This window comes from Celeribacter halophilus (assembly GCF_018860305.1).
GTDB lineage: Bacteria > Pseudomonadota > Alphaproteobacteria > Rhodobacterales > Rhodobacteraceae > Celeribacter > Celeribacter halophilus_A.
In genome coordinates this window covers 1-25442 of record NZ_JAHKPE010000030.1, presented here as the reverse complement: position 1 = coordinate 25442, position 25442 = coordinate 1, and the positions used below count along the sequence as shown (strand labels likewise).

21 protein-coding genes, 1 tRNA gene and 1 pseudogene are annotated in these 25442 nt (G+C 58.2%); 6 read left to right on the top strand and 17 right to left on the bottom strand.

The window, feature by feature from the left end; genetic code table 11:
- Positions 1 to 27: 27 nt before the first annotated feature.
- A complete protein-coding gene (locus KO492_RS11255; protein ID WP_216045046.1) occupies positions 28 to 1623 on the bottom strand; it encodes an ABC transporter substrate-binding protein in 1596 nt (531 codons plus the stop codon).
- A gap of 218 nt (positions 1624 to 1841) precedes the next feature.
- Between KO492_RS11255 and KO492_RS11250 the strand changes: the two genes are divergently transcribed.
- From KO492_RS11250 to KO492_RS11235, 4 genes are all read left to right on the top strand, one after another.
- Entirely contained in the window at positions 1842 to 2552 is a 711-nt protein-coding gene (locus KO492_RS11250; protein WP_216045045.1) for an SDR family oxidoreductase, read from the top strand.
- A 31-nt stretch (positions 2553 to 2583) separates the two neighbouring features.
- The gene (locus KO492_RS11245; protein WP_216045044.1) at positions 2584 to 3444 is read left to right on the top strand and encodes a VOC family protein; all 861 of its coding nucleotides are present in this window, start codon (positions 2584 to 2586) and stop codon (positions 3442 to 3444) included.
- A complete protein-coding gene (locus tag KO492_RS11240; protein WP_216045043.1) occupies positions 3441 to 3953 on the top strand; it encodes an Lrp/AsnC family transcriptional regulator in 513 nt (170 codons plus the stop codon). The genes KO492_RS11245 and KO492_RS11240 overlap by 4 nt, the downstream gene beginning before the upstream one ends.
- Before the next feature lie 174 nt (positions 3954 to 4127).
- The gene (locus KO492_RS11235) at positions 4128 to 4337 is read left to right on the top strand and encodes a hypothetical protein (protein ID WP_216045042.1); all 210 of its coding nucleotides are present in this window, start codon (positions 4128 to 4130) and stop codon (positions 4335 to 4337) included.
- A gap of 110 nt (positions 4338 to 4447) precedes the next feature.
- Here KO492_RS11235 and KO492_RS11230 read toward each other — a convergent pair whose 3' ends face one another.
- The 12 genes from KO492_RS11230 to KO492_RS11175 form a co-directional block, all read right to left on the bottom strand.
- Positions 4448 to 5095, bottom strand: a complete 648-nt coding sequence (locus KO492_RS11230) for an ATP-binding cassette domain-containing protein (RefSeq protein ID WP_216045041.1) — start codon at positions 5093 to 5095, stop codon at positions 4448 to 4450.
- Positions 5092 to 6798, bottom strand: coding sequence for an ABC transporter permease (locus KO492_RS11225; RefSeq protein ID WP_216045040.1), 1707 nt, complete (start codon positions 6796 to 6798; stop codon positions 5092 to 5094). The genes KO492_RS11230 and KO492_RS11225 overlap by 4 nt, the downstream gene beginning before the upstream one ends.
- Before the next feature lie 10 nt (positions 6799 to 6808).
- Positions 6809 to 7990 (bottom strand): ABC transporter substrate-binding protein, encoded by a 1182-nt coding sequence (locus tag KO492_RS11220; RefSeq protein WP_216045039.1) that lies wholly within the window; start codon positions 7988 to 7990, stop codon positions 6809 to 6811.
- A 48-nt stretch (positions 7991 to 8038) separates the two neighbouring features.
- Entirely contained in the window at positions 8039 to 8653 is a 615-nt protein-coding gene (locus KO492_RS11215) for a CDP-alcohol phosphatidyltransferase family protein (RefSeq protein ID WP_216045038.1), read from the bottom strand.
- 392 nt (positions 8654 to 9045) lie between these two features.
- Entirely contained in the window at positions 9046 to 9414 is a 369-nt protein-coding gene (locus KO492_RS11210) for a response regulator (RefSeq protein ID WP_216045037.1), read from the bottom strand.
- Entirely contained in the window at positions 9411 to 11390 is a 1980-nt protein-coding gene (locus tag KO492_RS11205; protein WP_216045036.1) for an ATP-binding protein, read from the bottom strand. Before KO492_RS11205 ends, KO492_RS11210 begins: the two co-directional genes overlap by 4 nt.
- Before the next feature lie 3 nt (positions 11391 to 11393).
- Positions 11394 to 12350: a response regulator gene (locus KO492_RS11200; RefSeq protein WP_216045035.1), complete on the bottom strand. Its 957-nt coding sequence runs from the start codon at positions 12348 to 12350 to the stop codon at positions 11394 to 11396.
- Between the two features lie 10 nt (positions 12351 to 12360).
- Positions 12361 to 13770 (bottom strand): hypothetical protein, encoded by a 1410-nt coding sequence (locus KO492_RS11195; protein WP_216045034.1) that lies wholly within the window; start codon positions 13768 to 13770, stop codon positions 12361 to 12363.
- Positions 13767 to 15656, bottom strand: coding sequence for a glycosyltransferase family 2 protein (locus tag KO492_RS11190; RefSeq protein ID WP_216045033.1), 1890 nt, complete (start codon positions 15654 to 15656; stop codon positions 13767 to 13769). The genes KO492_RS11195 and KO492_RS11190 overlap by 4 nt, the downstream gene beginning before the upstream one ends.
- Before the next feature lie 6 nt (positions 15657 to 15662).
- A complete protein-coding gene (locus tag KO492_RS11185) occupies positions 15663 to 17624 on the bottom strand; it encodes a cellulose biosynthesis cyclic di-GMP-binding regulatory protein BcsB (RefSeq protein WP_216045032.1) in 1962 nt (653 codons plus the stop codon).
- Positions 17621 to 17986 carry an Hpt domain-containing protein gene (locus KO492_RS11180; RefSeq protein ID WP_216045031.1) on the bottom strand — a complete coding sequence of 122 codons (366 nt, stop codon included), beginning with the start codon at positions 17984 to 17986 and terminating at the stop codon, positions 17621 to 17623. Before KO492_RS11180 ends, KO492_RS11185 begins: the two co-directional genes overlap by 4 nt.
- A gap of 343 nt (positions 17987 to 18329) precedes the next feature.
- Positions 18330 to 19169, bottom strand: a complete 840-nt coding sequence (locus tag KO492_RS11175; protein WP_216045030.1) for a LysR substrate-binding domain-containing protein — start codon at positions 19167 to 19169, stop codon at positions 18330 to 18332.
- A 116-nt stretch (positions 19170 to 19285) separates the two neighbouring features.
- Here KO492_RS11175 and KO492_RS11170 point away from each other — a divergent pair, with 116 nt between their 5' ends.
- Positions 19286 to 20422 (top strand): TDT family transporter, encoded by a 1137-nt coding sequence (locus tag KO492_RS11170; RefSeq protein WP_216045029.1) that lies wholly within the window; start codon positions 19286 to 19288, stop codon positions 20420 to 20422.
- A 158-nt stretch (positions 20423 to 20580) separates the two neighbouring features.
- Positions 20581 to 20658, top strand: a tRNA-Arg gene (locus tag KO492_RS11165).
- Between the two features lie 163 nt (positions 20659 to 20821).
- On the opposite strand, the gene KO492_RS11160 is transcribed toward KO492_RS11165, so the two are convergent.
- The 4 genes and pseudogenes from KO492_RS11160 to KO492_RS11145 form a co-directional block, all read right to left on the bottom strand.
- Positions 20822 to 22678 (bottom strand): TniQ family protein, encoded by a 1857-nt coding sequence (locus KO492_RS11160; protein ID WP_216045028.1) that lies wholly within the window; start codon positions 22676 to 22678, stop codon positions 20822 to 20824.
- A gap of 366 nt (positions 22679 to 23044) precedes the next feature.
- Positions 23045 to 23374, bottom strand: a pseudogene (locus KO492_RS11155) (IS30 family transposase); the annotation flags it as partial.
- Positions 23375 to 23440: 66 nt separating this feature from the next.
- A complete protein-coding gene (locus tag KO492_RS11150) occupies positions 23441 to 23638 on the bottom strand; it encodes a hypothetical protein (protein ID WP_216045027.1) in 198 nt (65 codons plus the stop codon).
- A 15-nt stretch (positions 23639 to 23653) separates the two neighbouring features.
- Entirely contained in the window at positions 23654 to 25066 is a 1413-nt protein-coding gene (locus KO492_RS11145) for a hypothetical protein (RefSeq protein ID WP_216045026.1), read from the bottom strand.
- Positions 25067 to 25442 lie beyond the last annotated feature (376 nt).

Here is a 25442-nt window from a genome sequence, read left to right as displayed (position 1 = left end):
GTCGCGCGCCCGCCGGGGAACAAGGTCTTACTGTTCGAGCCAGAGGTCATACCAGCTCGACGAATTCCACCGCGGCGTGTTGTGGTGGTTGTGGAGCTTTGTGGAGGTGACCGAGATGAACGGATGTTCGATCGCGAAAATCACCGGCAGCTCTTCCATCGCTTTGGCCTGAATCTCGTGATACATTTCTGCGCGTTTCTCTACGTCCAGCTCGGACGCCGCAGTGTCGATCAGTTGATCCATTTCATCGCTTTTCCAGCCGAACTGGTTGGTCCACGGCGTGCCTTCCGGCTGACCGGAGCGCAGCCAGACCATTGTAGACACAGCAGGGTCGGACCGGAACTGGTGCCAGCCGTTCGCCGTATCGAAATCATGGTCACGGTAAACACCGTTCAAAAAGCCCGGTGCATCGTTGGTGAGGATCTCGACATCAATGTCGATCTCTTTCATGGCTTGCGAGAAATACTCGGCCCAAAGCTGGGTATATTCCCCCCAAGGCGCCGGACGGTGACGCAGGTGGAAACGGTAGCCGTCGTCCTGCACCGGATAGCCTGCCTCATCGAGCATGGTCTTTGCCAATTCCGGATCATAGGCATAGGTCGGCACTTCATCCGTGTAATTGATGCCACCCGCGCTCGGCACCGGACCGCGCCCCGGTTTCGCAAAGCCGTGCATGATGGTCTGGATCGCATAGTCGATGTCGAGGCCGTGATACATGGCCTGACGAACTTTCACGTCGGAAAGGATCGGGTTGCGGTGATTGAACTCGACCGTGGAATGGGCGACGTTGTTCTCGTAACCTTGTGTGCCAACATCGAACTGGTCGTCTTTGCTGAAACGGTCCACATCGGCCATAGACACACCGATAAAGCCGGATTCATGCACTTCGCCCGCTTCCAGAGCGGCGGCGGCAGCGGATTTGTCCTTGATAAAGCGCCAGACTATCCGGTCGAGATAGGGGTAGCCTTCGCGCCAGTAGTCGTCGTTCTTTTCCGCCAGCACATATTGGCCGCGCTGGTATTCGACAAACTTGAACGGCCCCGTGCCAACCGGCGCGGTGTTGTATTCGTTCTTGAGAATGTCCGTGCCTTCATACAGGTGTTTCGGCACCGGATGCCCTAGATCGGGCATGGCCGCGACGAAAAGCTCAAGCGGCATGGGCTTGGAATAGTTGAACACAGCCGTGTGCGGATCGGGGCAATCGACGCTTTCAAGATTGGCCTGAAGCGCGGAGGAGTAGTTCAGAAGACCTTTCCAAAGCTCGATGGCGGAAAAGGCAACATCGTCACAGGTGAAGGGCTCGCCATCATGCCAGTTCACGCCCTCGCGCAGTTTGACGGTGATCGTCTTGCCGTCTTCAGAGCCGGACCATTCTGTAGCCAGAACGGGTTCATAGCCCTCATAGCTCTTGTCGATCAGCGGCTCCATGATTTTGCCGGTGATGTTATAGACGCCGGTGGAGGCGCGCAGACCCGGGTTCAGGATGCGTTGCTCGGAAATCATATGGATGATCGCCGTGCCGCCCTTCTGGACTTCTTCTTCCGCATTGGCCACATAAGCCACGGAACTCAGAGCCCCCGTCATGGCAAGTGTGAGTCCTGCCTTTTTCATAGTGAATGTCATCGTCTCTCGTTCTCCCGATTGGATGGTCTGGAACGGCCCTGTTGCGCTTGGCCTTGTGCTTTGATGGTGCAGTGCGTCTTGTAGGTTCAAATGACGAGATGGATAACGTATAGTCAACATGCAAAGCTAAATATTTTAGATAAATTGGGATTTTATCCTACACATTGCTCAAAAAGTGGTGTTACGATCTTTTTATTGCGGATTATTCGGGGAAAAATATGAAGAAAGTAGCATGGATCACCGGAGCGGGGTCGGGAATCGGCGCTGCGATGGCCACCGGCTTTGCCCAAGCGGGCTATCGCGTGGCGCTCACCGCCCGCAATCAAAGCGCCCTTGAAGACGTTGCCGCCGAGTTTCCGTCGACTCAGGATGTCTTTATCCGTGCAGGCGATGTGACGGATCGCGCGGATATGGCGCAAGCCGCCCAAGACATTGCCGCATGGGGTGGCAATCTGACGGTGCTTTGTAACAATGCCGGATTGAACATTCCGAAACGCACATGGGCGGATCTGGACTGGGAAAGCTGGGATCAGGTGATTGATGTGAATATCACCGGTGCGCTCAATGTCATTGCCGCCTGCCTGCCAATCATGCGTGCCCAACATGACGGGGTGATGATCCATACCTCAAGCTGGGCGGGACGGTTTCATTCTCCGGTCAGTGGCGTGGTGTATGGCGCATCGAAACATGCGCTGTCCGACCTGTCGCTGAGCCTCAACGATGAAGAGGGCAAGAACGGTATCCGCTCGACTGCCCTCTGCCCCGCCGAGGTCGCCACACCGCTTCTCACCAAACGCCCCGGCTTTGACACGGACAAGCTCGCCGCGATGATCCAGCCCGAAGACATGGCCAAAACCGCCGTGTTCGTCGCAGAGATGCAACCCGGCATCAGCCTGCCGGAAATCGTGCTCGCCCCTGTCCGCAAATAACGCCGCCAACCATGTCTTTGGAGAATTTGAAATGACCCACCCTGTCAAAGGTATCGACCATTGCTTTGCCCTCGTCGATGATCTCGATGCCGCCGCCGCGCAATTCAAGGCTCTCGGATTTACGCTTTCACCCCGTGGTGCCCATTCGGCGGCCAAGGGCACGGCGAATTACACCATCATGTTCCCGAACGACTATTTTGAACTGCTGGGCATTCTGGCCCCGACGGAACTGAACGCGGCACGACGGGAGACCCTGGCAACACAGGGGCAAGGGCTCCACGCCATCGCCTGCCGGATCAATGATGCGGAAGAGGCGGCGAAAGCCCTGTCCGCACTTGGTATTGCAACGCAAGGCTTGGGCAGCTTCTCCCGCCCCGTGCCTCTGCCCGACGGGTCCGAAGGGGTCGCCGCCTTCTCGACCGTCGCCTTCGCGCCAGAGGAGACGCCCCTCGGCAGCGTCTTTATGTGTCAGCACAAAACGCGGGAGACCGTGTGGATACCGGAACTTTTCGACCACGCGAATACCGCCTGCGGCCTTGATGCCATTCTGGCCATCTCCGAGACCCCTGAAGAGGATGCAAAAATCTTCGCACGGCTCTGGGCGGCGGGGCAAATCTCCGAAGTTGAAGGCGGTTACAAGGTCTCCACCGGTGCGAATTCGGCCTCCCTGATCCTGTGCACACCGGACGCAATGGCAGCGCGTTATCCTGCGGCAAACCTCGCGGCGACCGCGCAAGGCGCTTTCACAACCCTGCGCCTCAAGACCCGCGACCTTGACCGCCTGAAGAGTTGCCTTGAGAAATCGGATGTGGCTTTTTCGGCAACATTGAAAGGTGTCTGTGTCGGACCCGAATTTGCAGCAGGAGTAGTTATGGAGTTTGTTCCCGCATGACAGAACCGCGCCCCCGCAAGACAGGATCAAAGCCGATCGAAAGCATTACCTTCGATGAAACAGATCGGCGCATTCTGGAAATCCTGCAAAAAGACAGCGATACGCCGATTCAGGCCATTTCCGAAGCGGTTGGCCTGTCCACCAACCCCTGTTGGCGCAGAATCAAGCGGATGGAAGAGGCGGGCGTCATCAAGAAACGGGTCGTTCTGGTGGACCAGACCCGTGCCAATGTGCCGTTGACCGTGTTCATCGGCGTCAGCACCTCGCATCACGAAATCGACTGGCTGAACAAGTTTCGGGAATTGATCGATGAAATCCCAGAAGTGGTCGAAGCCTACCGTCTGACCGGCACGGTGGATTATATCCTCAAAGTCGTCGTACCGGACATGGCCCGCTATGACGCCGTATACAAACAGATGATCCAGAAACTGGAGTTCAGTCAGGTCAACTCCATGATATCTATGGAAGAATTGAAATTCACCACAGCGATCCCCACGGCGTATCTGTGAGCCCGCCGCGCCCTTCTGATACCTGAAACCCGTGCAAAGATCGCACGGTTTTCGGGCGGGGTTGCGTCTGTTGCATATTGGGTATCTGCATTTTCGGGGTGCTCAAGAGCGGCCCCGCGCCCCATCTTACAGGCAGGGAGGAAGAGACCGAGTTACATAAGCGGAGTTCTTCCAATGGCATATGCAAATGCACATCATCACGGATCCAACCTGCGCCACACGCTGGCGCGGCCTTTCATCGCGATCAACCACATGCTCGACAACCTTGCCGAGGCCGTCGCAATGACACAAGAAGCGCGCCGCGTTGCCGATATGTCGGACGATGCTCTGGCCGCCGAAGGTCTGACACGCGCCGAAGCCATCCAACGCGTGTTCCTCAAATAAGCACTGCGCGACCTGCGCACTGATCCGCACCAAATGCGCCCCTTTACTCCGCCGGCGGCGCGTTTGGTGCGATGGCTTTTTCAGTCCCACCTAACACAAAGCACCCCCTCTCAGACCCCATCCGCTTTCAACGCGATGACAGGGCCACCGGCTGCGGCAGCATCTTCGGGGTCATGGGTGACGAGCAGCGTTGGGATGGCGCGGGATGTCACATGCGCGAAGGTAAAACGCCGCATGTCGTCGCGCAGCCCTGCATCCAGTTTCGAGAACGGTTCATCCAGCAGCAAGGCCGCGGGATCGGCCAGCAATGTACGCATAAGTGCGGCGCGAGCACGCTGACCGCCCGACAATGTCGCTGGATCACGGTCATAAAGCCCCTCCAGTCCCGCCTGAGCCAAAGCCGTTTCTACCGCCGCGCGCCGTTTTGCCCGCCCGCGCAAGCTGCACGGTAGGCCAAAGGCCAGATTGTCGCCAACAGACATATGCGGAAACAGCAGCGCATCCTGAAACATCAACCCGATCCGACGCGCTTCGGCGGGCAGGCTTGTGACATCACGCCCGTTCAACCGCACTGCGCCGGAGAGGTGAAACCCGTGACCAAGATGCCCGCCAATCGCATCCAGTAAGGTCGACTTCCCCACACCGGACGGCCCCATCACAGTTACCACCTCGCCCGCCGGAACCGTCAGGGTCAGCGGGGCAAACAACGGTTGGCCATTCGTCGCGCGGATGGACAATGCATCAAGATCAAGGCTCATGTAACAGAAGCTCCGGAAAGGGCGCGGCGGTTGCGATGCAGGACCGCAGGCAGCGCAAAGGCGACGAGATAGGCGGCAAAAGGCAGCCCCGCTTGCAGCGAGGCATAGACACCGGTGACACGGCGATCCGAGCCGGACGACAGGGTGACGGCTTCGGTGGTCAGCGTCACCACGCGGCCCGCCCCCATGAAAAGCGTCGGCAGATATTGCGCCACGGAGACAGCCACGCCGATGGCGGCAGAGGTCAGGATCGGGCGGATCAGAACCGGCAGCTTGATGGTCCATAGCCTGCGGTTCGGCCCTGCCCCCAGTGCGGCGGCGGCGCGGATCATACGCGGGTCCAACGCACGCCAAGAGTCTGTCAGCGCGATCATCACATAGGGAAAGACAAAGAGCACCTGAGCCCAGATCACGGCCCAGAGACTGCCCGACAGGCCGATCCGGAGAAAACCGGTGTTCAACCCGTAGAGAAAACCGATTTGCGGGATCAGAAGTGGCAGATAGATCAGCGCCTCAGCCCAAGGGGCGCGGCTGCGATTGGCACGGTCTTCGCCCTCCAGCCACGCAATCGCCAGCGCCAGCGACAGCCCGACGGTTGCCAGCGCCAGCACCAGCGTGGTTCCAAGCGCCTCCATCCAGCCGCCTTGCGCCCGCGCCCACGGTTTCAGAGACCAGCTTTCCGGCCATATCTGCGGAAAAGACCAGCGCCACGCCAGCGACCAGATCACAAGCGACAGGATCGCCAACGCCCCCAAGGCCATCAGCGCCATCACCACAACAGTGGCCAGCCGCAATCCCGGTTCCGCCGACAGCCCCCGTCCCCCGCGTCTAAGCCACCAGCGGCCAAACCTTTTGGCCAGAGCTTCCAACCCAATCAACAGCGCAACTGCTGCTCCGACGATCACCGCCTGCAGCATCGCACCGGCAGAAGCGGGCAGGATCATCGACGGATCAGGATCACTGAACCAGCGCGTCACAGCCACCGCCAAGGTCGGTGGGGTCGAAGGACCAAGGATGATGGCCATATCCACGACCGAGAGCGCATAGGCCAGCACGACCCAGACCGGCAGGCGGATCAACGGCCAGACTTGCGGCATGATGACCTTGATCCAGACGATCCCACGCCCGTAGCCAAGCGCACGCCCCGCCGCCATATGGCGCGCAACGGGGATCTGGCTGAGCGCGGAGAGGATCACCAGCAACAGAAACGGCAGTTCCTTGACCATCAACCCGATCATCAATCCCAGCCCCCAGCTGTCATTGACCGTGGCGATGTCCGGCGGATGCGCCCAGCCCGCAAGCGGTGCGAGCATCCGCGCGATCCAGCCGGAGGGGGCCAGAACAAAGGCCAGCCCCACCGCCATTGCCGCATGGGGAATGGCCAGAAACGGCGTCAGCATCCGTGCGCCCGACGCGGGAGTGATCCGCGCATGGACGGCGGCGCAAAACCCGACCGCCAGCAGCAAGGAAAGCAAGGTCGAGCCAAGCCCTGTCACCAATGTCAGGCGCAGGCTGGTGGCAAAGCCCGGCAGTTCGATCAAGGCACGCCACGGCTCAAGGGAGACTACGTCCTGCCCCAAGGCCGGCAGGATGCCGAATGCGGCGCGTCCTGTCTGCCACAGGCCAAGGGCTATCGGGGCGATCAGGCCAAGCCCGACCACCGCCAGAACAGCCATACGCAGCAGGCGGCCTTGGTGTTTCATACGATGCGGCTCATTTGACGTAACGCTGCGCCCAAGCCTCGGTCAGCCGAGTCATCCAGCTTGCATGCGGCTCCAGAAGCGTCGGGCCAAGCTCTTCCCGTGTCGGCAAGGCTGGCGCACTCGGTAGCGCATCAAAGGCAGCTTTCGCCTCCGCATCAAGCCGTGCGGGGTCCAATACTGAGAAGGAGCCCAACACCTCGATATTCTGCATATGAGCCTGCGTCGCGGGGTCGAGCAGGAAGTTTGCGACAACCTGCGCCCCTTCAGCATTGGCCGCATTATAGGGGATAGCGACAAAGCTGATATTGCCGAGACTGCCACCTTCGGGCACGAAGACGCGGGCGCTTTCGGGCAACAGACCGTCTGCGATGGCGGCAGCGGTCGAGGCAGGATCAAAGGACATGGCGATATCCACCTCGCCATCGTTGAGCAATTGTTGCTGCACGGATTCATTGGCCGGATAGGTCTCCCCCCCGCGCCACAGGTTCGGGCGCAGCGCGTCATACCACGCCCACAGCGGCGCTGTGACCTCGGCAAATCGGGCATCGGTGACGGGCTCTTGCAAGATGTCACGATCAGGAGCAAGTTCGATCAGGGCCTGTTTCAGGAAGGTCGCGCCCATGAAATTGGACGGATCGGGGTGGGTGAACCGCCCCGGATGGGCAGCAGCCCAATCTGCGAACTCGGCCATAGTGCGCGGCGGCTCTGGCACACGCGCGGAGTCGTAGCTGAACACAAAGCGCGCAAGTCGCCACGGGCTTTCCATCCCCTCAACAGGCACAGTGAAATCGACCGAGGCGGGCGAGTCCGGCCCGAGGTCGAGATAGCGCGCGTTGGGCAGATCGGCCACGAAAGGACCGTAGAGCAGGCCCTGTTCCTTCATCGCCAGGAAATTCGGCCCGTTGATCCAGATGAGATCCACGCTGCCGCTAGTATCCTGCCCTGCGGATTTTCCCGAAAGCACGCGGGTGACGGCTTCGGCCGTATCGCTCAGCTTGACCTGTTCGACCTCGACGCCATAAAGCGCTTCGGTCTGGTCCCCCACCCAGTCAATAAAGGCATTGGTGCGCGCATCGCCGCCCCATGCGTTCCAGTAGACCGTCTGCCCTCGTGCAGCGTCCAAGGTCTCTTGCCAATCAGCCAGGGCTGGTGTGGCAAGCAATGACAGGGCGAGGATGAGAGAAGTTTTCATAGGGTCTCCGAAACAAGTTTTGTCGATACAGCCGCGCGGTTTCTGTCATTATTTCCGTGATGCGAAGGCTTGCCAACCTTGGTGCCAGCGCAGGACGGTGGTCAAGGCACATGCCGCTGCGTAACCGTAGGCCAGAAGCGCAAAGCCCTGCGGGAAAAGACACATCACGACAAACACCGCGATGGTCTCGAACCCTTCGGTCAGGCCGCCCAGATAGTAGATGCCTTTGGACGGGAACTCCGTTGCCGTTTCCCCGCGCTTGGCGGCGATGGCGGCGAAGGCCAGAAAAGACGACCCCGTGCCGACGAAAGCGGCGATCAGGACGGCTGCAGGCAAGGCATTCTGCATCGGGTCCGCGAGGGCAAAGCCCAAGGGGAACAGCGCGTAGAAAACAAAGTCGAGCGCGATATCCAGAAACGCACCGCGGTCGGTCGGCTCGGACAGGCGCGCAACCGTGCCGTCCAGCCCGTCCGCCAGACGGTTCATCAAGAGCAGTGCCAAGGCCAGACCATAGGCACCGAACGCCAGCGCCGGAATTGCCAAAAGGCCGAGGGCAAAGCCCGCAAGCGTGATGTGGTCCGCCTGAACCCCACGCACGACCAGCCACTGCCCCATCGGGGTCAGCAGGCGCCGTTGCAATGGCTGAATGGCCGCATCAATCATACCCGTCTCCAATCACACAGCGGTTTGCCCAAGCCCGCTGTCTCGGACACATAATGTCCGGATACAGCTCCGCAGATTTCCTCCTCGGCAAAAAATCGCCGAACGCAAAGTCGGCTTGATATAGAGGGCATATCACATTTTACCAAGTCCGGCTCCTCACAGGATAGAGGCATGGCAAAGCACATTCCTGAAGATCGCGCCCTTGCGCCCGTTCCGGACAGGGAAACTCAGAGGACAAAATCGGCGGCATTCTGATGCATTGCCAAGATGTTAGGACAGGGTGAGGCATCATTTCTCACAGGTGACGGCAAGATAACAAGGAAGTGAAGTGCCCTCGCGCGTCACAGGCAGAGAACGTTCAAATATCGTGTCAAACCCACGAGGCGGCAGCCCTATTCCGTTCCCAAAAGCTGTCGCAGATAGCCAGCCAGTTTGACGGGTTTGAAGGGTTTGTGCAGAACACGGTCCGCTCCCATCGCCTTGAGCTCCTGTTCCGTCTCTTGCGAGGTTTTGGCTGTGCACATGACGATCTTTGTGGTGTTGTGCACCGGCAAGCTGCGCGCAGTGCGGAGGACTTCTTCACCATCCGGCGGCAGCATCATCACATCAAGAAGGATCGCATCGAAAGTTTCCGCTTTCAGGATTTCAATGGCCTCGGCACCGCCGGACGCGAAGGTTGCGTCAATATCCTCCTCGACCATCAAGGCGATTTCGATCATCTCGCGGATATCGGCCTCGTCATCGACAAACAGAACTTTCATGCGGTTTTCTCCATTGCGGGCGCTGCGGGGCGTTTGAACGTGACATAAAAGACAGTGCCCGTGTCCTTCTGCCCGTCTTCCTCCGTGCGCGTTTCAAAGGTGATCTGGCCATCCTGTCGCTCGACCAGCTGCTTGGTAATTGCAAGGCCAAGGCCCGTGCCGCTCATCTGCACACCGCGCCCGTGCAGCGGCGTGGTGAAGCGTTCGTAAAGACGATGGCGGGCGGCTTTGGGAATGCCCGGCCCCGTATCGCGAACATAGAATGTGACCTCGTCGCCCGCCTCTTGTGCGCCAATCTCGACAATCTCCTCGGGTCGGGAATATTTGACCGCGTTCGAGATGAGGTTCGAGAAAATCTGCTGCAACCGGTCCGGATCGACAAACACATCGCCGGTCACAGAAGCGGTGCACTTCAGTTTCACACCGGTGGCCACGCCATAGCCGGAATTGGTCGAAATAGCCTCTTCCAAAGCGGTCTCCACCGGAACAGGTTCGGCATCCACATGGAATTTCCCCTGATCAATGGCCTGCAACGTCAGGATGTCATTCACCAGCAAAAGCAACCGGTCCGCATTGCGCGACCCCATCGCCAGCAAGCGCGCGGCAGGTGCGGGCAAGCTCTCGGCATATCTGTTTTCCAGAAGCTCCAAGGCCCCCGCAAGCGAGGTCAGAGGTGTACGCAATTCGTGGTTGATGGAGGTGATGAAATTGGTGCGCGCCGCTGCGAGCCGTTCTTCGGCAGTGACATCGGTGAGCACGCAATAGGCAATTTCCTGATCGCCGGTTGTCAGTTTCATCACCCGACATTGCACTGCCTGGTCGGGCTGTGTCTCGTCGGTTTTGATCCGATGCACCTCAAAATCACTGTTGATATCCGAAAACTCCGGCAGAAGCGTGCGCAGCCGTGCGACAGCCGCTTCGCTGCCCTCTGTTCCCAAGATTTCGCGGGCCATTTTGTTGGTGCGATTCAGGGTGCCGTCTTCGGAAAAGATAACGATCCCGTCCCCGACATTGTCGAAAATTGTATTGAATTCGCGTTGCGCCGCGACAATGCGGTAGTTGTCCTCTTTCGAACGATGCAATCCGGTCGCAAGTTGAACGGACTTCGCTTTCAGGCGAATGGCCATGCCGATTGCCGTGGAAAACAGAACGATCGCTACAGCGATGAAACCGGCGGTCCGCACATAGAAGGCCGCCATGACCGAGTGTTTGCTACGGCTGACATCAATCGTCAGTCCCAGCGAGGCAATCTCTCTGGTGGCGCTGATGATGGTCGAGCCGATCTCGCGCGGGGCATCGTTGGAATGGAATGCTGCGGCCCCGTTCGAGGCCTGAATGTCGACATGCAGATCAGGTGGGAACTCGGTCAGGCTCAGCAGGTCCGAGAAATATTCCTCCCCCAAGGACGAAACGATCACGCCAAGCACCCGCCCGTAGGGAGAGGCCACCGGCCATGCAATCGGCGTCACACGCTGTCCGCTTCCTCGCGCGATCAAAGGCACGCCGACGGCATATTCTCCCTCGCCCAGACGCAAGGCTTCTCGGAAATACTGGCGGTCTCCAAGATACCGTCCGCTGAGGTTATCCACAGAGGCCCAGACCACATTTCCATCAGTGGCGATCAGGACCACACTGTTGATCTGGTCGATTTCCTCAACGGTCTTGCGCAACAAGTCACCATAGCGGCTTTCGATCTCCTCCGTGGTCCCGAGTTCGGTCAGAGCAATTTGGTCAATCATGCTCCACATCTGCAAATTGGCGACAGCCAGCGTGGCTTCCACCGATTGCTCAAGCAGTTCTGCGATATAGGCAAGCTGGTCTTCGGATTCATTAACCGTGCGTTTGTAATCGGAACGCACCAACAGGGTGATCCCCGCAACGAACACCACCACAAGGGACAAGACCAAGGCGATAAACACACGACCGTTTTCCGATTGGCTTTGAGCCGCGTAGGGTTTGTTGAACATATGGCTCATGGGTCAGGCGTCATTCCGTTGGGATGGCAGGACAGTTATGGTCTGAAGCTGGCCCGTCTCACATATGTTCTCCACCAATTGAATGGCTTTTCCAAGGCGGTGACCAATCGTACCGTTTTGTTTCGGCGCTAGAACCGCGCTGATGGATACAGGGGCCTTTTCCCAAGTGTCCGGCGTGGTGATTTTGGCGGCTTGAACGGCCTTGATGAAAGACTGTGCCCGCGCTCGCAGATCGTCTTCGGACGCGCGTAGGCTTGCAAAACAGAACAGGCCCTCCTCCCAATGCACAAAGTTTTCTCCGGCAGTCATCGGCACATCGGCCAGAGCCTTAGCCGTGGCCTGAATGATCTCCGCCTTTTGAAAGTCTGTCAAAGCGCGCTTTTCGCACAGGCTGTCGATCTTCAGAACCACCAAACCCAAAGCCGACTGGGCCTCCGGTGACATGGCCCTGAAATCCGCTTGCAGCCCCGCCTGACTGCCAAGCATCACATGCGAGACCTCCGATTGCGATCCGTTTGAAGCCCCCTGCCCGCCGCGTCTTTTGCCGCGATGTTCGATGGCACGGCGGCGGTCCAGTTCGGACTTGAGACGCAGACAGCTACGCATCCGTGCTTGCAACTCGATCCGGTCGAACGGCTTGGTCACATAGTCATTCGCACCGGCCATAAAGGCACTGGACAGAGCGTCCATGTCCTTGCGACTGGTCAGCATGATGATCGGAATGTCGCGCCATGCGTCAATGACCCTGATCCTCGCGCAAAGCTCGATCCCGTCGATCTCCGGCATCATGATATCCATCAGGATCAGATCGGCCTCGGCCTCTCCGTTCTCGATCGCCTCAAGGGCCGCACGCGGGTCCATAAAGCTGACAACATTGTCGAACCCCAATTCGGCCAGATTGCTGCGAATAAATTCCTGAGCAATATCAGAATCATCGACTGCCATGATGCGTTGGCTCATTTACGTCCCCTCACGATTCAATCCTCCTAAAAACCCGCCACCGATCATTCATGAAAACCTCTTCATAAAATGCTAACCGACCGTTCTTGAGTTCGGGAAACCGGCGCAAAATGCGGTCTTCTTCAATCGTGCCGCTCTGCATATTCGGCACCAGAACATAGCGGGCTTGCAGTCTCCCCCCCTCCAACGCCCAATCGTAAATTGTTTGGCCGGAGACTAAGAGCCTATGTATATCATCAATTTGCGGCACGATCTCTGGGTTTCGTTCCACATCAACCATGATACCGTCTTTATCTTCGAGAAAGGTGGCAAGATCACGGGTCGCGGCGTGATCCCCGATGATGTCCCCTTGCATCGCGGCCACCCAGTTGCGGGTCTCGACCACCGGATTGGCGCGCAAGGAAAACACCCCGAGCACCAACCCAAGCCCCAGAAGCGCCACGACAATCGGTTCGCGCAGTGCAAGCGCGGGCCAGAAGCGGATGGCGACAACCAGCACTGCAAGCATCGGTGCAATGGCCAGCGTCGGGTCGGATTCCACATGCCACACGCTGTTGAGCAGGTAAGCGCCAAAAGTCGCACCGAAGGCCGCCACCAGCGGCATGACATAATAAGGCGTGAAAAGACTGCGCAGCGCGGCGAGGAGGGTCACAGGCACAAGACCTGCGAGGATCACCAGATGGCTTTGCAACGAGATCGGCACAGGCTCTTCGGTCAGCAAGGGCACCAGCGCACTGTCAAAGACACTGCTGATAAAGGCCATAGACAGGATCGCCGCCACCACAGGGTAGAACATCGCAAAGAGATAGCCGATTGGCGAAGCGACCAACATGCTGGGGCGTGCGGCAATGACCATGAAGGGCAAGGCACCAAGGCCGATCAGCAAGCCGTAGCTGTTAGACAGTGACACGATCAACAGGCCAACGGCGACTTTCATCATGTCGGGCGCATTGCCGGTGAGCCGCAGGTTGACGATCCCGCGTGCGAAAATCCATGTGCCGAGCAGGGTGAGAACCGCCTCCGGCCCCTCTGCCAGAACACGCAGGAAAAACGGATTGAGTGCAAGCAGACCCAGCGCGAGACAACAGGTGAGAACCGAAATCCCCCCATTTGTGCGCAGATTGTCATACCACATCACCAAGAGCCATGCGCCAAGACCAGCGGACAATAGGAAGGGGATCGGTACAGTGGTCCCTCCGGTGATCCATTGCAGGGCAATCGAGAGGACAAACGGCAAAGGCGGAAAGAACGCATCTGTCGAATTGAAACTGGCCGGCCCGTCCACCTGCATGATCGCCTTGGACCACAGCATCACAACCCGCGCGGAGATAAACCCGTGCGCCTGCGCCCATGCGAGGCTCAGCAAAAGCCCGAGAAACAGCATGACAAACCCTGCCAGACGTCCGGAGACCCGCATCATCCTTTGGCCTCCTCAACATCTGCACTGGCTTCGGCCACCTCATTGGCGGTGTGTTTGGACAGACCGTGCTGGGTCTTCTCCCAATAGAACGGGTTGAACGCCAGTTGCGAGAGTGCCTTGTAAGAGGCAATGGTCATCAGCACCCAATAGCCGATGACCGTCACCCCCCAAGGGGCCAGATAGGTCCAGCGTCGTCGGAACGGCGCCACCATCGTCAGGTAGATCAGCAGCGCATTGCCCGCGAGAAGGTTCAGCATGGACAGGTAAAGCACAGGCAAGGGGAAGTAGGGCGAGATGATATCCTCACCAAAGATCATCCAGATCGCGAAAACCGCCCAGAACACCGGATTGAGCAGGCCGGACAAAAAGGTGCCGCCAATGAAGAAAACAAAGCCGAACACCCCCGCCGGACCAATCGAGCGCCACAGATGGATGGGGCGGCGGCTATGGACCAGAAAGGTCTGCATATAACCTTTGATCCAGCGCGATCTCTGGCGGATCCAGTTGGGGATGGAGACATTGGCCTCCTCGAAGGTGGTGGAATCGATCACCCCCACGCGGTAGCCCTTTTGCGTCAGGCGAATGCCCAAATCCGCGTCTTCCGTCACATTGAACGGATCCCACGCATTCAACTCGCGCAGCACATCCATGCGAAAATGGTTCGACGTGCCCCCCAAAGGGATCGGCACTTTCAGCCGTTCCAACCCCGGCAGCATGAGATCGAACCACAGGGAATAATCCAGCGTGAACATCCGCGTTAGCCAGTTCTCCCGCGCGTTGTAATAGTTCAGGCGACACTGGATGCAGGCGGTGTTGTCAGGCGACTGATTGAAGGCCGCGACGACCTTTTTCAACTGGTCCGGCTCGGGCTTGTCCTCGGCATCGAAAATGACCAGAAAATCCCCCTGCGAATAGCGCAGCGCGAAATTGCAGGCCTTGGGTTTGGTTTGCGGGTGCGAGGCGGGCACGCGGATGATTTCAAAGACACCTTCGAGGTTGAGGCTCCGCGCTGCCTCAATGGTCTCGTGATCGCCTTCTTCAAGGACAATCTTGATGTCCAGCTTGGCCAAGGGATAGTCCAGATTGCGCAGCGCCTGTGTCAGGATCGGCAACACTTCGGGTTCGCGGAACATCGGGACCAGCACTGTATAGGTGGGCAAATCCTCATCACGCAACAGGCCCGCCTCCGCCGCAATGGCACGCGACGAGGACTCTTGCGCCGCCCCGCCGACCCAGACAAGCACGGCCTTGAACAGGAAATTCCCCGTGTAAAACACCGTCAGAAGCACATTGAGCACGATCAATGTCGGGACCGGAGCAAAAGCAATCCCCAGCAGGAAGATCGAAAGCAGCAGGTAGAGCACCAGAATCTGCGGCGGCGTAATGACCTGTTGAGCGGACATCTCGGGGTCAATCTCGGCCAAGGCGAACACCGCCTCATGGGAATGCTGCTCACGGAACGCACGTTGCAGCGACCACGACAGATCGAAGTGCGAGGCAATCACCATGCGCACCCGCACCCCGTAGGTCTTGCGCACATAGAGCAAGGTCTCCGGTCCCGGACGTGCCGTGGCTATGGTCAGAACGCCATCACTCTCCCCGATCGGAACGGTCATCCGGTCGTTCATCATCCGCGGGTCATATTTGCGGATCAGCGCATCATCGGGCCGATGCTCCATGAGATCGACCAGTGGCAAATCATAGTGATAGGACAGTTGTTCGTAGAGTTGGTCCGATGTGATCCAGCGGCGCGACAGGAGCACCTTGACCAAGGACACTCCCCAGTCACTGGCATGCTCCTCTGCCGTCAGAAGCTGATCGGGAGACAGAATCCCCCGATCCAGCAACAATGTGCCAATCGCTTCGCTTTCGGCATCGAGCGGCATCTTGGTCTATGTATCCGTTGAAGAGGAAGACTGGCGACGGCGGTAAATTCTCTGGAAGGCGGCCAAGACGATCAGGGTCAAGGCCAGCCACAACCCGCCCACAATCCACGGGCGATACTGGTCGAGAATCTGCTTCAGACTGGTGCGATCCGGATAGACCACGTCAATCAGAGAGCTGCCGCGCGTGGAGGTCGCAACGATCACGCCTTCCTCCGCGATCAGGGCCACATCCCCGCGATCCAGCACAAAGGGCGTCAGCGCAGAGCTCGCTGGCGCAGGGCCGCTCCCCGGACGGACCCAAAGGCCATGCACCCCGTTGCGCGTCACGATCTGCACAATGCCGAGACGCTCCAAAGCGTCCCCATCGAACATCACATTGCCCGCGCGGTCGCGGATTTCGATCCGCCCCCCGTCAACCGTGATCAACGGATCGCCATCACCAGGGTTGGTGTCGGTCAGGATGATAAAGGGCGTGCCTGCCTCGATGTCCGTCAGGGCGTTGCGGGGGATGATCGGCGCTTGGTCGGGAACCATCGTGCCCGCCACATTGCCGAGCCACGGCAGCACATCACTATGCGACAACCCCATGTCCGGATCGACAAAAATCTGTGCGCCGCTCTCGAACTCCTGACGCAGTTGATAGAACTGGTCGGCCCCGCCAGTCGCATCGGAAAGGATCAGCTTGCTGCCCGGCAAGACCTGCGCGGGATAGGATTGGGGCATCTCTCGACAGGCACCGCCCGAAACCTGACGCTGAATCAACACACGCAACAGGTTGTCTCGCCCGACAACGCCCGAAGGCACAGAGAGTTTCACACGTTCCGGCTCCCCCTTCGCCAAGGGGCGCGAGCCGAGTAAAGTGTCGTTGAGATAGACGGTCGCCGTTGCCCCCGCACCGGACGGATCAAGCCCCGCCGCGAGTATCAGGTCAACTTCGGACACGGTCTTGCCGACAGGAAGGTCAGAGGACTGAAACGGGATTTGGAACTGCATCGACGACGCCACGAGCCGCGCTTGCAAATCCGCGCCCAAATCCGTCAGCGCCAAAGCCCCCGCATCAAAGGCACCGTCAGAGATGGCGCCCGTCACACTCGTAGCCGCATCCGCCACTTCCGCCCAATCGGAGGAGAGTTGCCACAGCCCGATCTGGGGATCGGTGCCGCGCAGATGCAGAACAGGTTTTCCGCCCTGCTGCACGACCTCCATCTCGCTGGCCGTGCCGGACGTTGTCACATCCAAGGCAATCGCGCCGGTCTCCCAGACATAGCCGCTTGTGTCGACAGGCTCCGTCCCGAAACGCACGCCGCCTTGCTCTGCTCCGAACAGGGTTGCTGCACGCACAGCAGCAGCCAAACCCGCCATCTGGTCGCTTTGAGGCATCTGCACATAGACCTGCGACGGACGCAGGCCGTTAAATTCCCAAGGCGTGTCGATCTCGTCAGCGGCAAGTGTCAGGGACAGCGCCGAGTCCGGTGAAATCTGGATGAAATCTCCAGAGGCCCGCTCGTCGATGCAAACAAACTCGGAGAAGCCGCCGGAATAGGTCAAGGTCACAGGCACGAAACCGCCGCGCAAGTCGTCAGGCCGGATCGAAACAGGCACGGATAGCCGACCGCCCTCCTCCGGCAAACCGACCGAGGCGGCGATGCGGTCACCGATCCGGACCTGCAAGAACCTCTCCACCCCGTTAGTGGCTCCGTGTTCAAAATCGAGACTTAAAAATCCGTCGCGCAATGGTGCCTCTTCCAGCACCGGAAAGTAGACCGTCGCTTCGCCCGACAGACGGCTGAAGGAGATACCATCCCGAAACCCCAAATCCCGCAAAGACATATTGCGGATCAGGGTGTTCCCCATGCGTGAAGGCGCAGACGCTGCGTCGCCTTCATTTTGGGGCGTGGCAGTCGTTTGCGCCTGTGCACCAAAGGCCAGAATACAGAGCGAGACGGTTGCGAAAAGGGCGTGTTTCATGTCGGTCTAAATTGCTCTCTCAATTGAACGGCGACGGCCTGAGCTTTCTCAATGATCGCGTCTAACTCGTGTTTCTCGTCATCAGTCAGTTCGCTTTGCGCCGCATCGACCCGCTCCGCGATATGCACCGCCGGACGCACGGCACTTTCCAGCACTTCGATCTCCAGCATCGCGGCACTTCCGGCCATGTCGTGGAAAAGGCGGTGGATCGTGCGCACATGACTGTCGCGCGAGGTCTCGTCCGGTCCGGATTTGAGCGCGGTCCGGATTTCCTCGAACCGTTCGGCCAGACTGTCCACAAACCGCAACCGGATATGTGCGATACGGTCTTCGTAGGGCAGGTCTTCCATCGGGTCACTCATTACTCGGCTCCGTTTGGCTGGGGTTCGGGGGAGGCGACAAAACAAAGGGCTAAGGTTTCAAGTCTGCTGAACGACTGGCCAGAGCGCCGATACTTCCGGCGGAGACGTGTAACCAGTTCACACCCGTGCAATAGATTCACTTACTATGAGATTTACGCACGGTCAATTCAACCTTAGCGAGATAAACTCTTTGAAGCAACGAAGGATTGACGCTTTTCGCGAAGACTTTGAGACGCAGATTGATTGTGAAAGACCGCCACATCAACATGTTGCGTGACGCTTCCTGAAATTTACATCTCCGTTTCTCGCGAAACCCTTTTCCACAGATACAGGGATTTGATGCCTATTTCAGCACATAATCCAGAAATGCCTGCGCCGCGCGACTGACATGGCGCTGGTCGGGGCGCAAGGCATAGAAGCGGCGTGGCGGAATCGGGACATCAATCTCCACCAACTGTCCCGCAGCGAGCGGGACTTTTACGACAAGGCGAGACAAGGCCGATACGCCACTGCCGGCAATGACCGCAGCGCGCACAGCTTCGTTGGATGGCAGTTCCATCCGCACATCCGGCACAATCCCGACCCTGTCCAACGCCTGCTCGAGCACCGCCCGCGTTCCCGACCCGCGCTCTCGCATCACCCATTTGGCGGCGGCCAGATCCGTGACCGGCGTGGCGGATACCACCACAAGCTGATCTTCCGCCGCAGGCAAGAGAGTAAAGGCGGGCGAGCTGACCTCATCCTCGACAAAGCCCAGATCGGCAGCGCCTTCGGTGATGGCCTGCCCTGCATCATGGGTGTTCATGATCTTCAAATGCAGTTCAATGCCGGGATAAACTTCGTGAAAGCCCTGCATGAGCGGGGGCAACCAATAGTTGGCAACGGTCTGGCTGGCGACAAGCCGCACCTGTCCGCGCTGCAACCCCGCCGATGCCGCGAGAAAGGCAACGGCATCCTCGGCCCGCGCAACCACGGCCCGCGCCTCCGGCAGAAAGTCACGCCCCAGTGCGGTCAAGGCGATACCGCGCCCGACACGATCGAACAGCCGCACATCATGACGCTCTTCAAGCGCGGCGATGGCGGCACTGGTGGCCGACTGGGTCAGGTTCAGCGCCCGCGCCGCGTCGGTCATATGTTCCCGTTCAGCGACGGCGATGAAAATACGAAGCTGTTCGAGGGTCATGCTCTACCTTGCCAACAAATCTTGCCAATTAATCGAAAATATCGATCATAATGACAACTTAAATCCGTTAGATTGATCAATCAAGCTTCGCTATCTCCTCCTCAAGGAGATTCATCATGACCTTTCAAAACACGCGCACAAACGGCTACTCGCATCGTCCGCTCAATCAGCTCCAACACCCTCGCGAAGTGATCCGGCAATTCACCCCGAACTGGTTTGCCGCCACAATGGGCACGGGCATCCTCTCCATTGCGCTTTCCAAGACGCCTCTCTTTGCTCTTGGTGAGGTCCTGTGGCTGTTCAACATTGCCCTCTTCACCCTGTTCAGCGTGCTGCTCATCGCCCGCTGGGTCTTTTTCTTTGATGAAGCCATGCGCGTGTTCAATCACCCTGTTGTCTCCATGTTCTTCGGCTGCATCCCGATGGGGCTTGCCACGGTTCTAAACGGATTTCTCATCTACGGGACCGCGCACCTCGGAGATACGGCGGTCCACATTGCAGAGACGCTTTGGTGGATTGACGTCGGCTTGTCTGTCCTTTGCGGCATTGCAGTCCCCTACCTGATGTTCACCCGACAGGATCATAGCGTCGAACAGATGACTGCTGTCTGGCTCCTGCCGATGGTGGCCGCAGAGGTCGCCGCCGTGTCCGGCGGGTTGCTGGCCCCGCATCTTGTTGCGCCGCAGATGCAAATGATGGTCTTGGTCCTGTCCTATGTGCTCTGGGCGCTGTCCGTGCCGATTGCTATGGGCGTGATCGTCATACTCCTGCTCCGGCTTGTCCTGCACAAACTCCCCCATGCCTCAATGGCGGCGACCAGTTGGCTGGCACTCGGACCCATCGGCACCGGCGCACTCGGGCTGATGACCTTGGGCGATGCCGCTCCGGCCATTCTGCGTGCGCAGGGGCTTGAGCAATATAGCGCAACCTTTACCGGTGTCGGCCTGATCGGTGGGCTGCTCCTGTGGGGCTACGGCCTGTGGTGGCTCTCCATGGCCGCGCTCATCACACTGCGTTACCTGCGTGAGGGCCTGCCCTTCAACCTCGGCTGGTGGGGCTATACATTCCCGCTCGGCGTCTTCTCGGTTGCCACGGTCAAACTTGGTGTTGACCTGCACCTCGCTTTGATCGGAGGGCTGGCCGATGTCCTGATTGGAACTCTCGCAGTCATCTGGCTCATCGTCGGAACCCGCACAGCCCTTGGCGCATGGCACGGAACCCTCTTCTCCTGCCCCTGCCTGTGTCACGACTGACCGCCAACTGCAGAAGTAGTCCGAGAATTGCATGGCCTTCCCACGTCAAAAGGTCATGCGACACCATATATCAAAAGAAAATTCACGAAGCCTGCGTCCGGAAAGACTACCAAGTTGACAAGGATAGGGAATTTGACAGATACAGCCACCACAAGTGCGGGCCGTTAGCTCAGCTGGATTAGAGCAGGGAACTTCTAATTCTCAGGTCGGGGGTTCGAGTCCTCCACGGCTCGCCATTTTTTATAATAGCCAGTGCCAATTAGGCATAAGTTTGCACGAATTGGCGGTTTTCATGCACACCCCCTGTCAAGGGGTTTGTGCAAAGAGCCTCCGGATAAATATTAAGGTTTTGATTTTATTATTTGTTTTCAGGTGTGGGTGCAGCTTCCCCCTGCAGCATCAGGATTTGCCCGAAAGCGCGCGCAAAACAGGCTGTATATCCTTACGCAGATAGACCGGACCGACCTCCAGCCCGCCAGGCCGAAATGGCGTCACGCTGTGCGCAGAAATTGCGGCAATAATCGTATTCCGATGCACACCCGTTTCTGCCGCCAAAACCGTTGGAGTAGTGAACGTCGCGTGGAAGGCTGCGACATCCTCACCGCGCATTCGCCACTGCGGGCGCTTGGTCACCGGATGCATAACTTCGATTGCAGGGACATGGCCTCCTTCAATCAGGGCCATAAATGCTCCATTGCCTCGAATGCCGATTGAGCGGCCAAAGGCGGCTGCATTCAACTCACCCTCTCTGGCTGTAGGCGCCACACCGGATTGGGTTGGCTCTCTCAACTGAGCGACTTCGGTGATTTGCACGACGAAGCCATGGTAACCAAACACATCGGCACGTTTACCAAGGCGGAGCGTACCGTCTTTGATGGCGCCAATGATGGACCCCACAGATACCCCCAGACGCCTTTGGGCAAGCAGGATCGTTTCCCAGCCGGGCGCATCCCCATCAACCTGAACCGCGAGTTTCTCCAGACTTTCAAGCAGGGAAAGCCCATCGGAAATCCGCCACGGAGATTTGATTTTGGCCACTTTGGTGCGAGGAACAAGGACGCCGTCGGCCTCCAATGCTTTCAATTCGGCCAAAGTGGCTCCGATCACCTTGCGCATTATGCCTGGCGCAACGAGCGTCGGGATTTCATCCAGAAGCGCTTGATAGGTCTTCGCATCGAAGGTTTTACGTGCTTCCGTGCGGGCATCATCCGGTGCGAATGCGCCTGCTTCTGTCAGGAAGTTGTTGAGGAGGGGTGTTCCAATCCCGGTTTCTTTGCTGGCAGTTTTCAGAGAATGAACCCGGCGCTCTGGCAAAGTGTAACCGAAGATTTCCTCACCCGCAGGCAAGGGCCAGATCTTCAGCACATGGTCGCGAACGATATCGCGAAACACATCGAAGCTCTCATCATTGCGATATAAGTAACCGAGGGCCGAAAAAATCGGTTTAAGCTCGCCTTGATTGACGGTGTGCTCTCCATCTTCGGCGCGTGTCAGTCGCCCCAATGCCTCCTGAATACTTCCCGGGCCTTGGGAAGCGACAGCAAAGCCCACCGCCTTGGCGTGTCTGCCGTCAACCTCTTGCCCCTTTTTGCGCAGGAGAGCTGCACCGAGCAGATCACAAAAGGTCATGGCGGCAAACAACGACGGTTTTGCCAGCCAGGTATCGTCCAGCCCTTGCGACAAACGTAAATCTATCCAGCGATCATAATCAGATGGCTCGATGTGCTCACACTCAAACCGGCCGGCAAGAAGGTCAGGCAGGATCATTGCCAGCCTCGCGCCGATGTTGTCGCGCTCGAAGCGGTTTTTGTAGGACCACAGAGGCACCAAGGAATGTCGATGCCTGAGGCAAATGTCCACGCCACGACACAACCAATCCCCGGACATGGACATGTAGCGCAGTGGATGGTCCTGGCCTTCTGTCTGTTCGCGCAAGCACTGCGGGCAACCGCGGACGACTGGATTGCGCAAGGCGCGCGAAACGAAGACCTCGCCACGAAACAGCATGCGAACATCCCCCACCCTTTCGCCTGTCCATGACAGCAAGGTTGCACGTTGCTCAGGTGTCAGTCCTGATCGTGCCGCGAAGGTTTGGATGGCAAGGGCGTCCTGCTCCAGAATACGTTTGAAACTGATGCCCAAGTCCAGCGCAAAACCGGTTGCCTCGGTTCCATTGATTTGGGCCATGCGGGAGAAGAAGGACGGCAAGGTTTCGCGTTCATGCGGCTCAGCTGTCAGGGGGAGTTTCTTGATCATCGGACAAATACCGCATTGGCACTCGGTTTCGGGAAAGGATTTTTGTGTTGCAGGCCTTTAGAATACAGATCATCCGCCAACGTGGTAGTGGCAACGTGGATCAATATCGTCAATGACGAAGCGTGCAAGTCATCAACCTTATGAAAAACACGCGATCACCGCGAGACACCCGAGGGGAACTGGGCGCAGGTCGTTGGAAAACTCCTATAACGTTCAAATAACGAATTTCTCTTCGCCGCAACCGCCCAAGATATTTTCTGCGCCGAGGCAAACGCGAAAAGCCTCAGAAGAAAGGTGCTCACGCCCTGTTTAGGGGCCTATTACCTGCACGCGCACCAAAGAATTTTTTCAAGATCGGCGGTGGGCTCAACCGATTGATGCAACACACTCTGCAAACTTCTCTGCTGGCGTCTGATATTGCAAGGTCTTGCGCGGACGTTCGTTTAGTTGCCTTGCGATAGCGCTAAGTTTTGCTTGGGAATAGACGGATAGATCGGTTCCGCGAGGCAAATATTGCCGTAAAAGTCGGTTGGTATTTTCGTTCGATCCGCGCTGCCACGGTGATTGGGGATCACAGAAGAAGACATCAACATCCGTTGCCAACGTAAAGCGCGGATGATCCGCCAGCTCTTTGCCACGATCCCATGTCAGGGATTTGTAGAGCTCGCGCGGCAACTTCTGAGCCGATTTGATCAGCGTCGGCTCACGTCGCTCCCCGCCTTCAATCACAACGCCAACTTCGGCGGGTGCGAACGTGGCTAGCTAGGCATCTAACTCGGCATCCGTCGCCTCTGGAACCTCGGGGCCATAGTCGCCAGATCGTATCCCTGTGATCCGGCCCGAATTAACCGGGCGATCCTGCCTGTTGAAATAGAACTGGATGTCACGGTTGCGCATCCCGCGATGCAGCATCGCCTTAATCAGGCCGATTTCTTCGTCCGTGATTGACCTGCGCGGCATCGCCTCAAAGCCTCCCTAGGTCGCACTTGTCCTGCGGTGAGATGGGAGGTGGTCAATGACGGTTTGTTGGGTTTCATCCACCCAGAAATAGTAAATCCGCAGGCACCGTTTGGGGTCACGCACGTTACTGCCAGTTTTCACGTGCCAATCAACATCGTAGCGCCTTCCCTTCCATTCTGCCGCATATGTATCCCCGCCACATGGCGAATTCAGGATACCGTTCTCTATCGGCACGTCCCTCAGGCTTCCCCCGCCATTGATGCGCCGCTCATGTTGAACAGTTGCAAGCCATGCGATTGCGCGAGCGACCTGCGTCACGTCTTCAAACTCCGGGGAACGGGCCATCCTACGGGCCGCCGGGGTCAGCAACACCTTGTCGGGATAGGTTTCGTCAAGCCAATCGGTGAACTCTGACCATTCCTGCGGCAATGGTGGCTCTTCCGTTGGGGTCTCGCCACCCTCGGCCAACGCGGCCTGCAACCGCCTGACACGGAGCAACAAAGAGCGGTTTTCTTGCTCTGCGGCCTGCGCGCGATCCTCTGTGGCCTCAACCTCCGCGATGTAGCCGTCGATCTCTTTGTCTTTCTCTTCGATCTGTTTTTCAAGACTTTCGACCAACTCTTCCGCAGTCTTCAGAAGTTCCTCATCCGGCGCGGCTTGGTTAGAAAGGTCAGTCTTGCGAAGTTTTCTGCTCGCTGTACGAACAGCCGCAAAATCGAGCACATCTTTCCCAAGGCGCGTTTCCGAAATGCTGATCTCGGCGGAGAGTGCAAGAAGACCGCGAACACAGGCAGCCCCTCCCCCATCCTTGCGCAAATCGGCTTCCAGAAACAGCCGATGGCGGAACGGGTCATCTGTCGCGGAGAAACCGCGCAGATAGGCCCGCACCCCGCCATTGAACACAGAGCGGTATTTGCCGAAGCGCTTGGTCAGAACCCAAGTCAATTCGGCGGGCACCATCATAATACGGGCAAGGCCTGCGACAGCCTTGGCCAACACCGTGGTGTTGATCTGTGGACCACTTCCGTCCTCTGGCAATGCGACTACAATGATCGGCAAACGGCGCTCTGGGTCTTCGAGATGGTCACACAAGTCTTCGGCGTCGTTCTCTGTCTGGATCGTCACTGGCTCCGAAGTGAGCCGCCGAGCGCCACGGATCAGTCCCGGCGTTTCGATCATCTGCAAAACCGGCCCCGGCACGTGTGGTTCAATCGTAAAATCCGGCTCGGTCGTGCTGACAATCAAGCGAAGGCTGACATGTGGACGGCTGCCGACTTCGCCACCAATAACGATCTCGGTGGACCAGACGCGTCCAGCCACGTCCTTGTCTGGGTCTTCCGCCCTCAGCGCCCAAAGGTCGAGCGCGTCGTTCTCAATCCGCACCGCCGTGCTGCTGCGCCCACCAACAGGTAGGTCGAAGTCCTGCAAATCCCATGCGGCCTTGGGGAGCGCGCGCCCGGCGCGCTTCTTTGCCCATTTCAGCGCCTCTTTCCGTGCAGCCTCTGCCGAGGCGGCGTAGTCCCCGCCATCAAGCTGGGCTGAAACGCGCAGGATTTCGATGTCTCGGACCGCGCGAGGCATTCGTTTGGATAGCGGGGCGAGGGCGTCAGAAAGGGCTGTATTCAATAATAAAATCCTAAATGTTAACTTAAATGGTGCTTTCTAGCCTACTCTTACTGTCTCTGGCATTCAACTTGTGAATGAAACTTGCTAGGCAGATTTTCTATTTGAGATCAAGCAATAATGACAAATGCGGTCGCTCGTCAAATTACTGGTGAATGACCGCTTCTCTAATTGGGCGTTT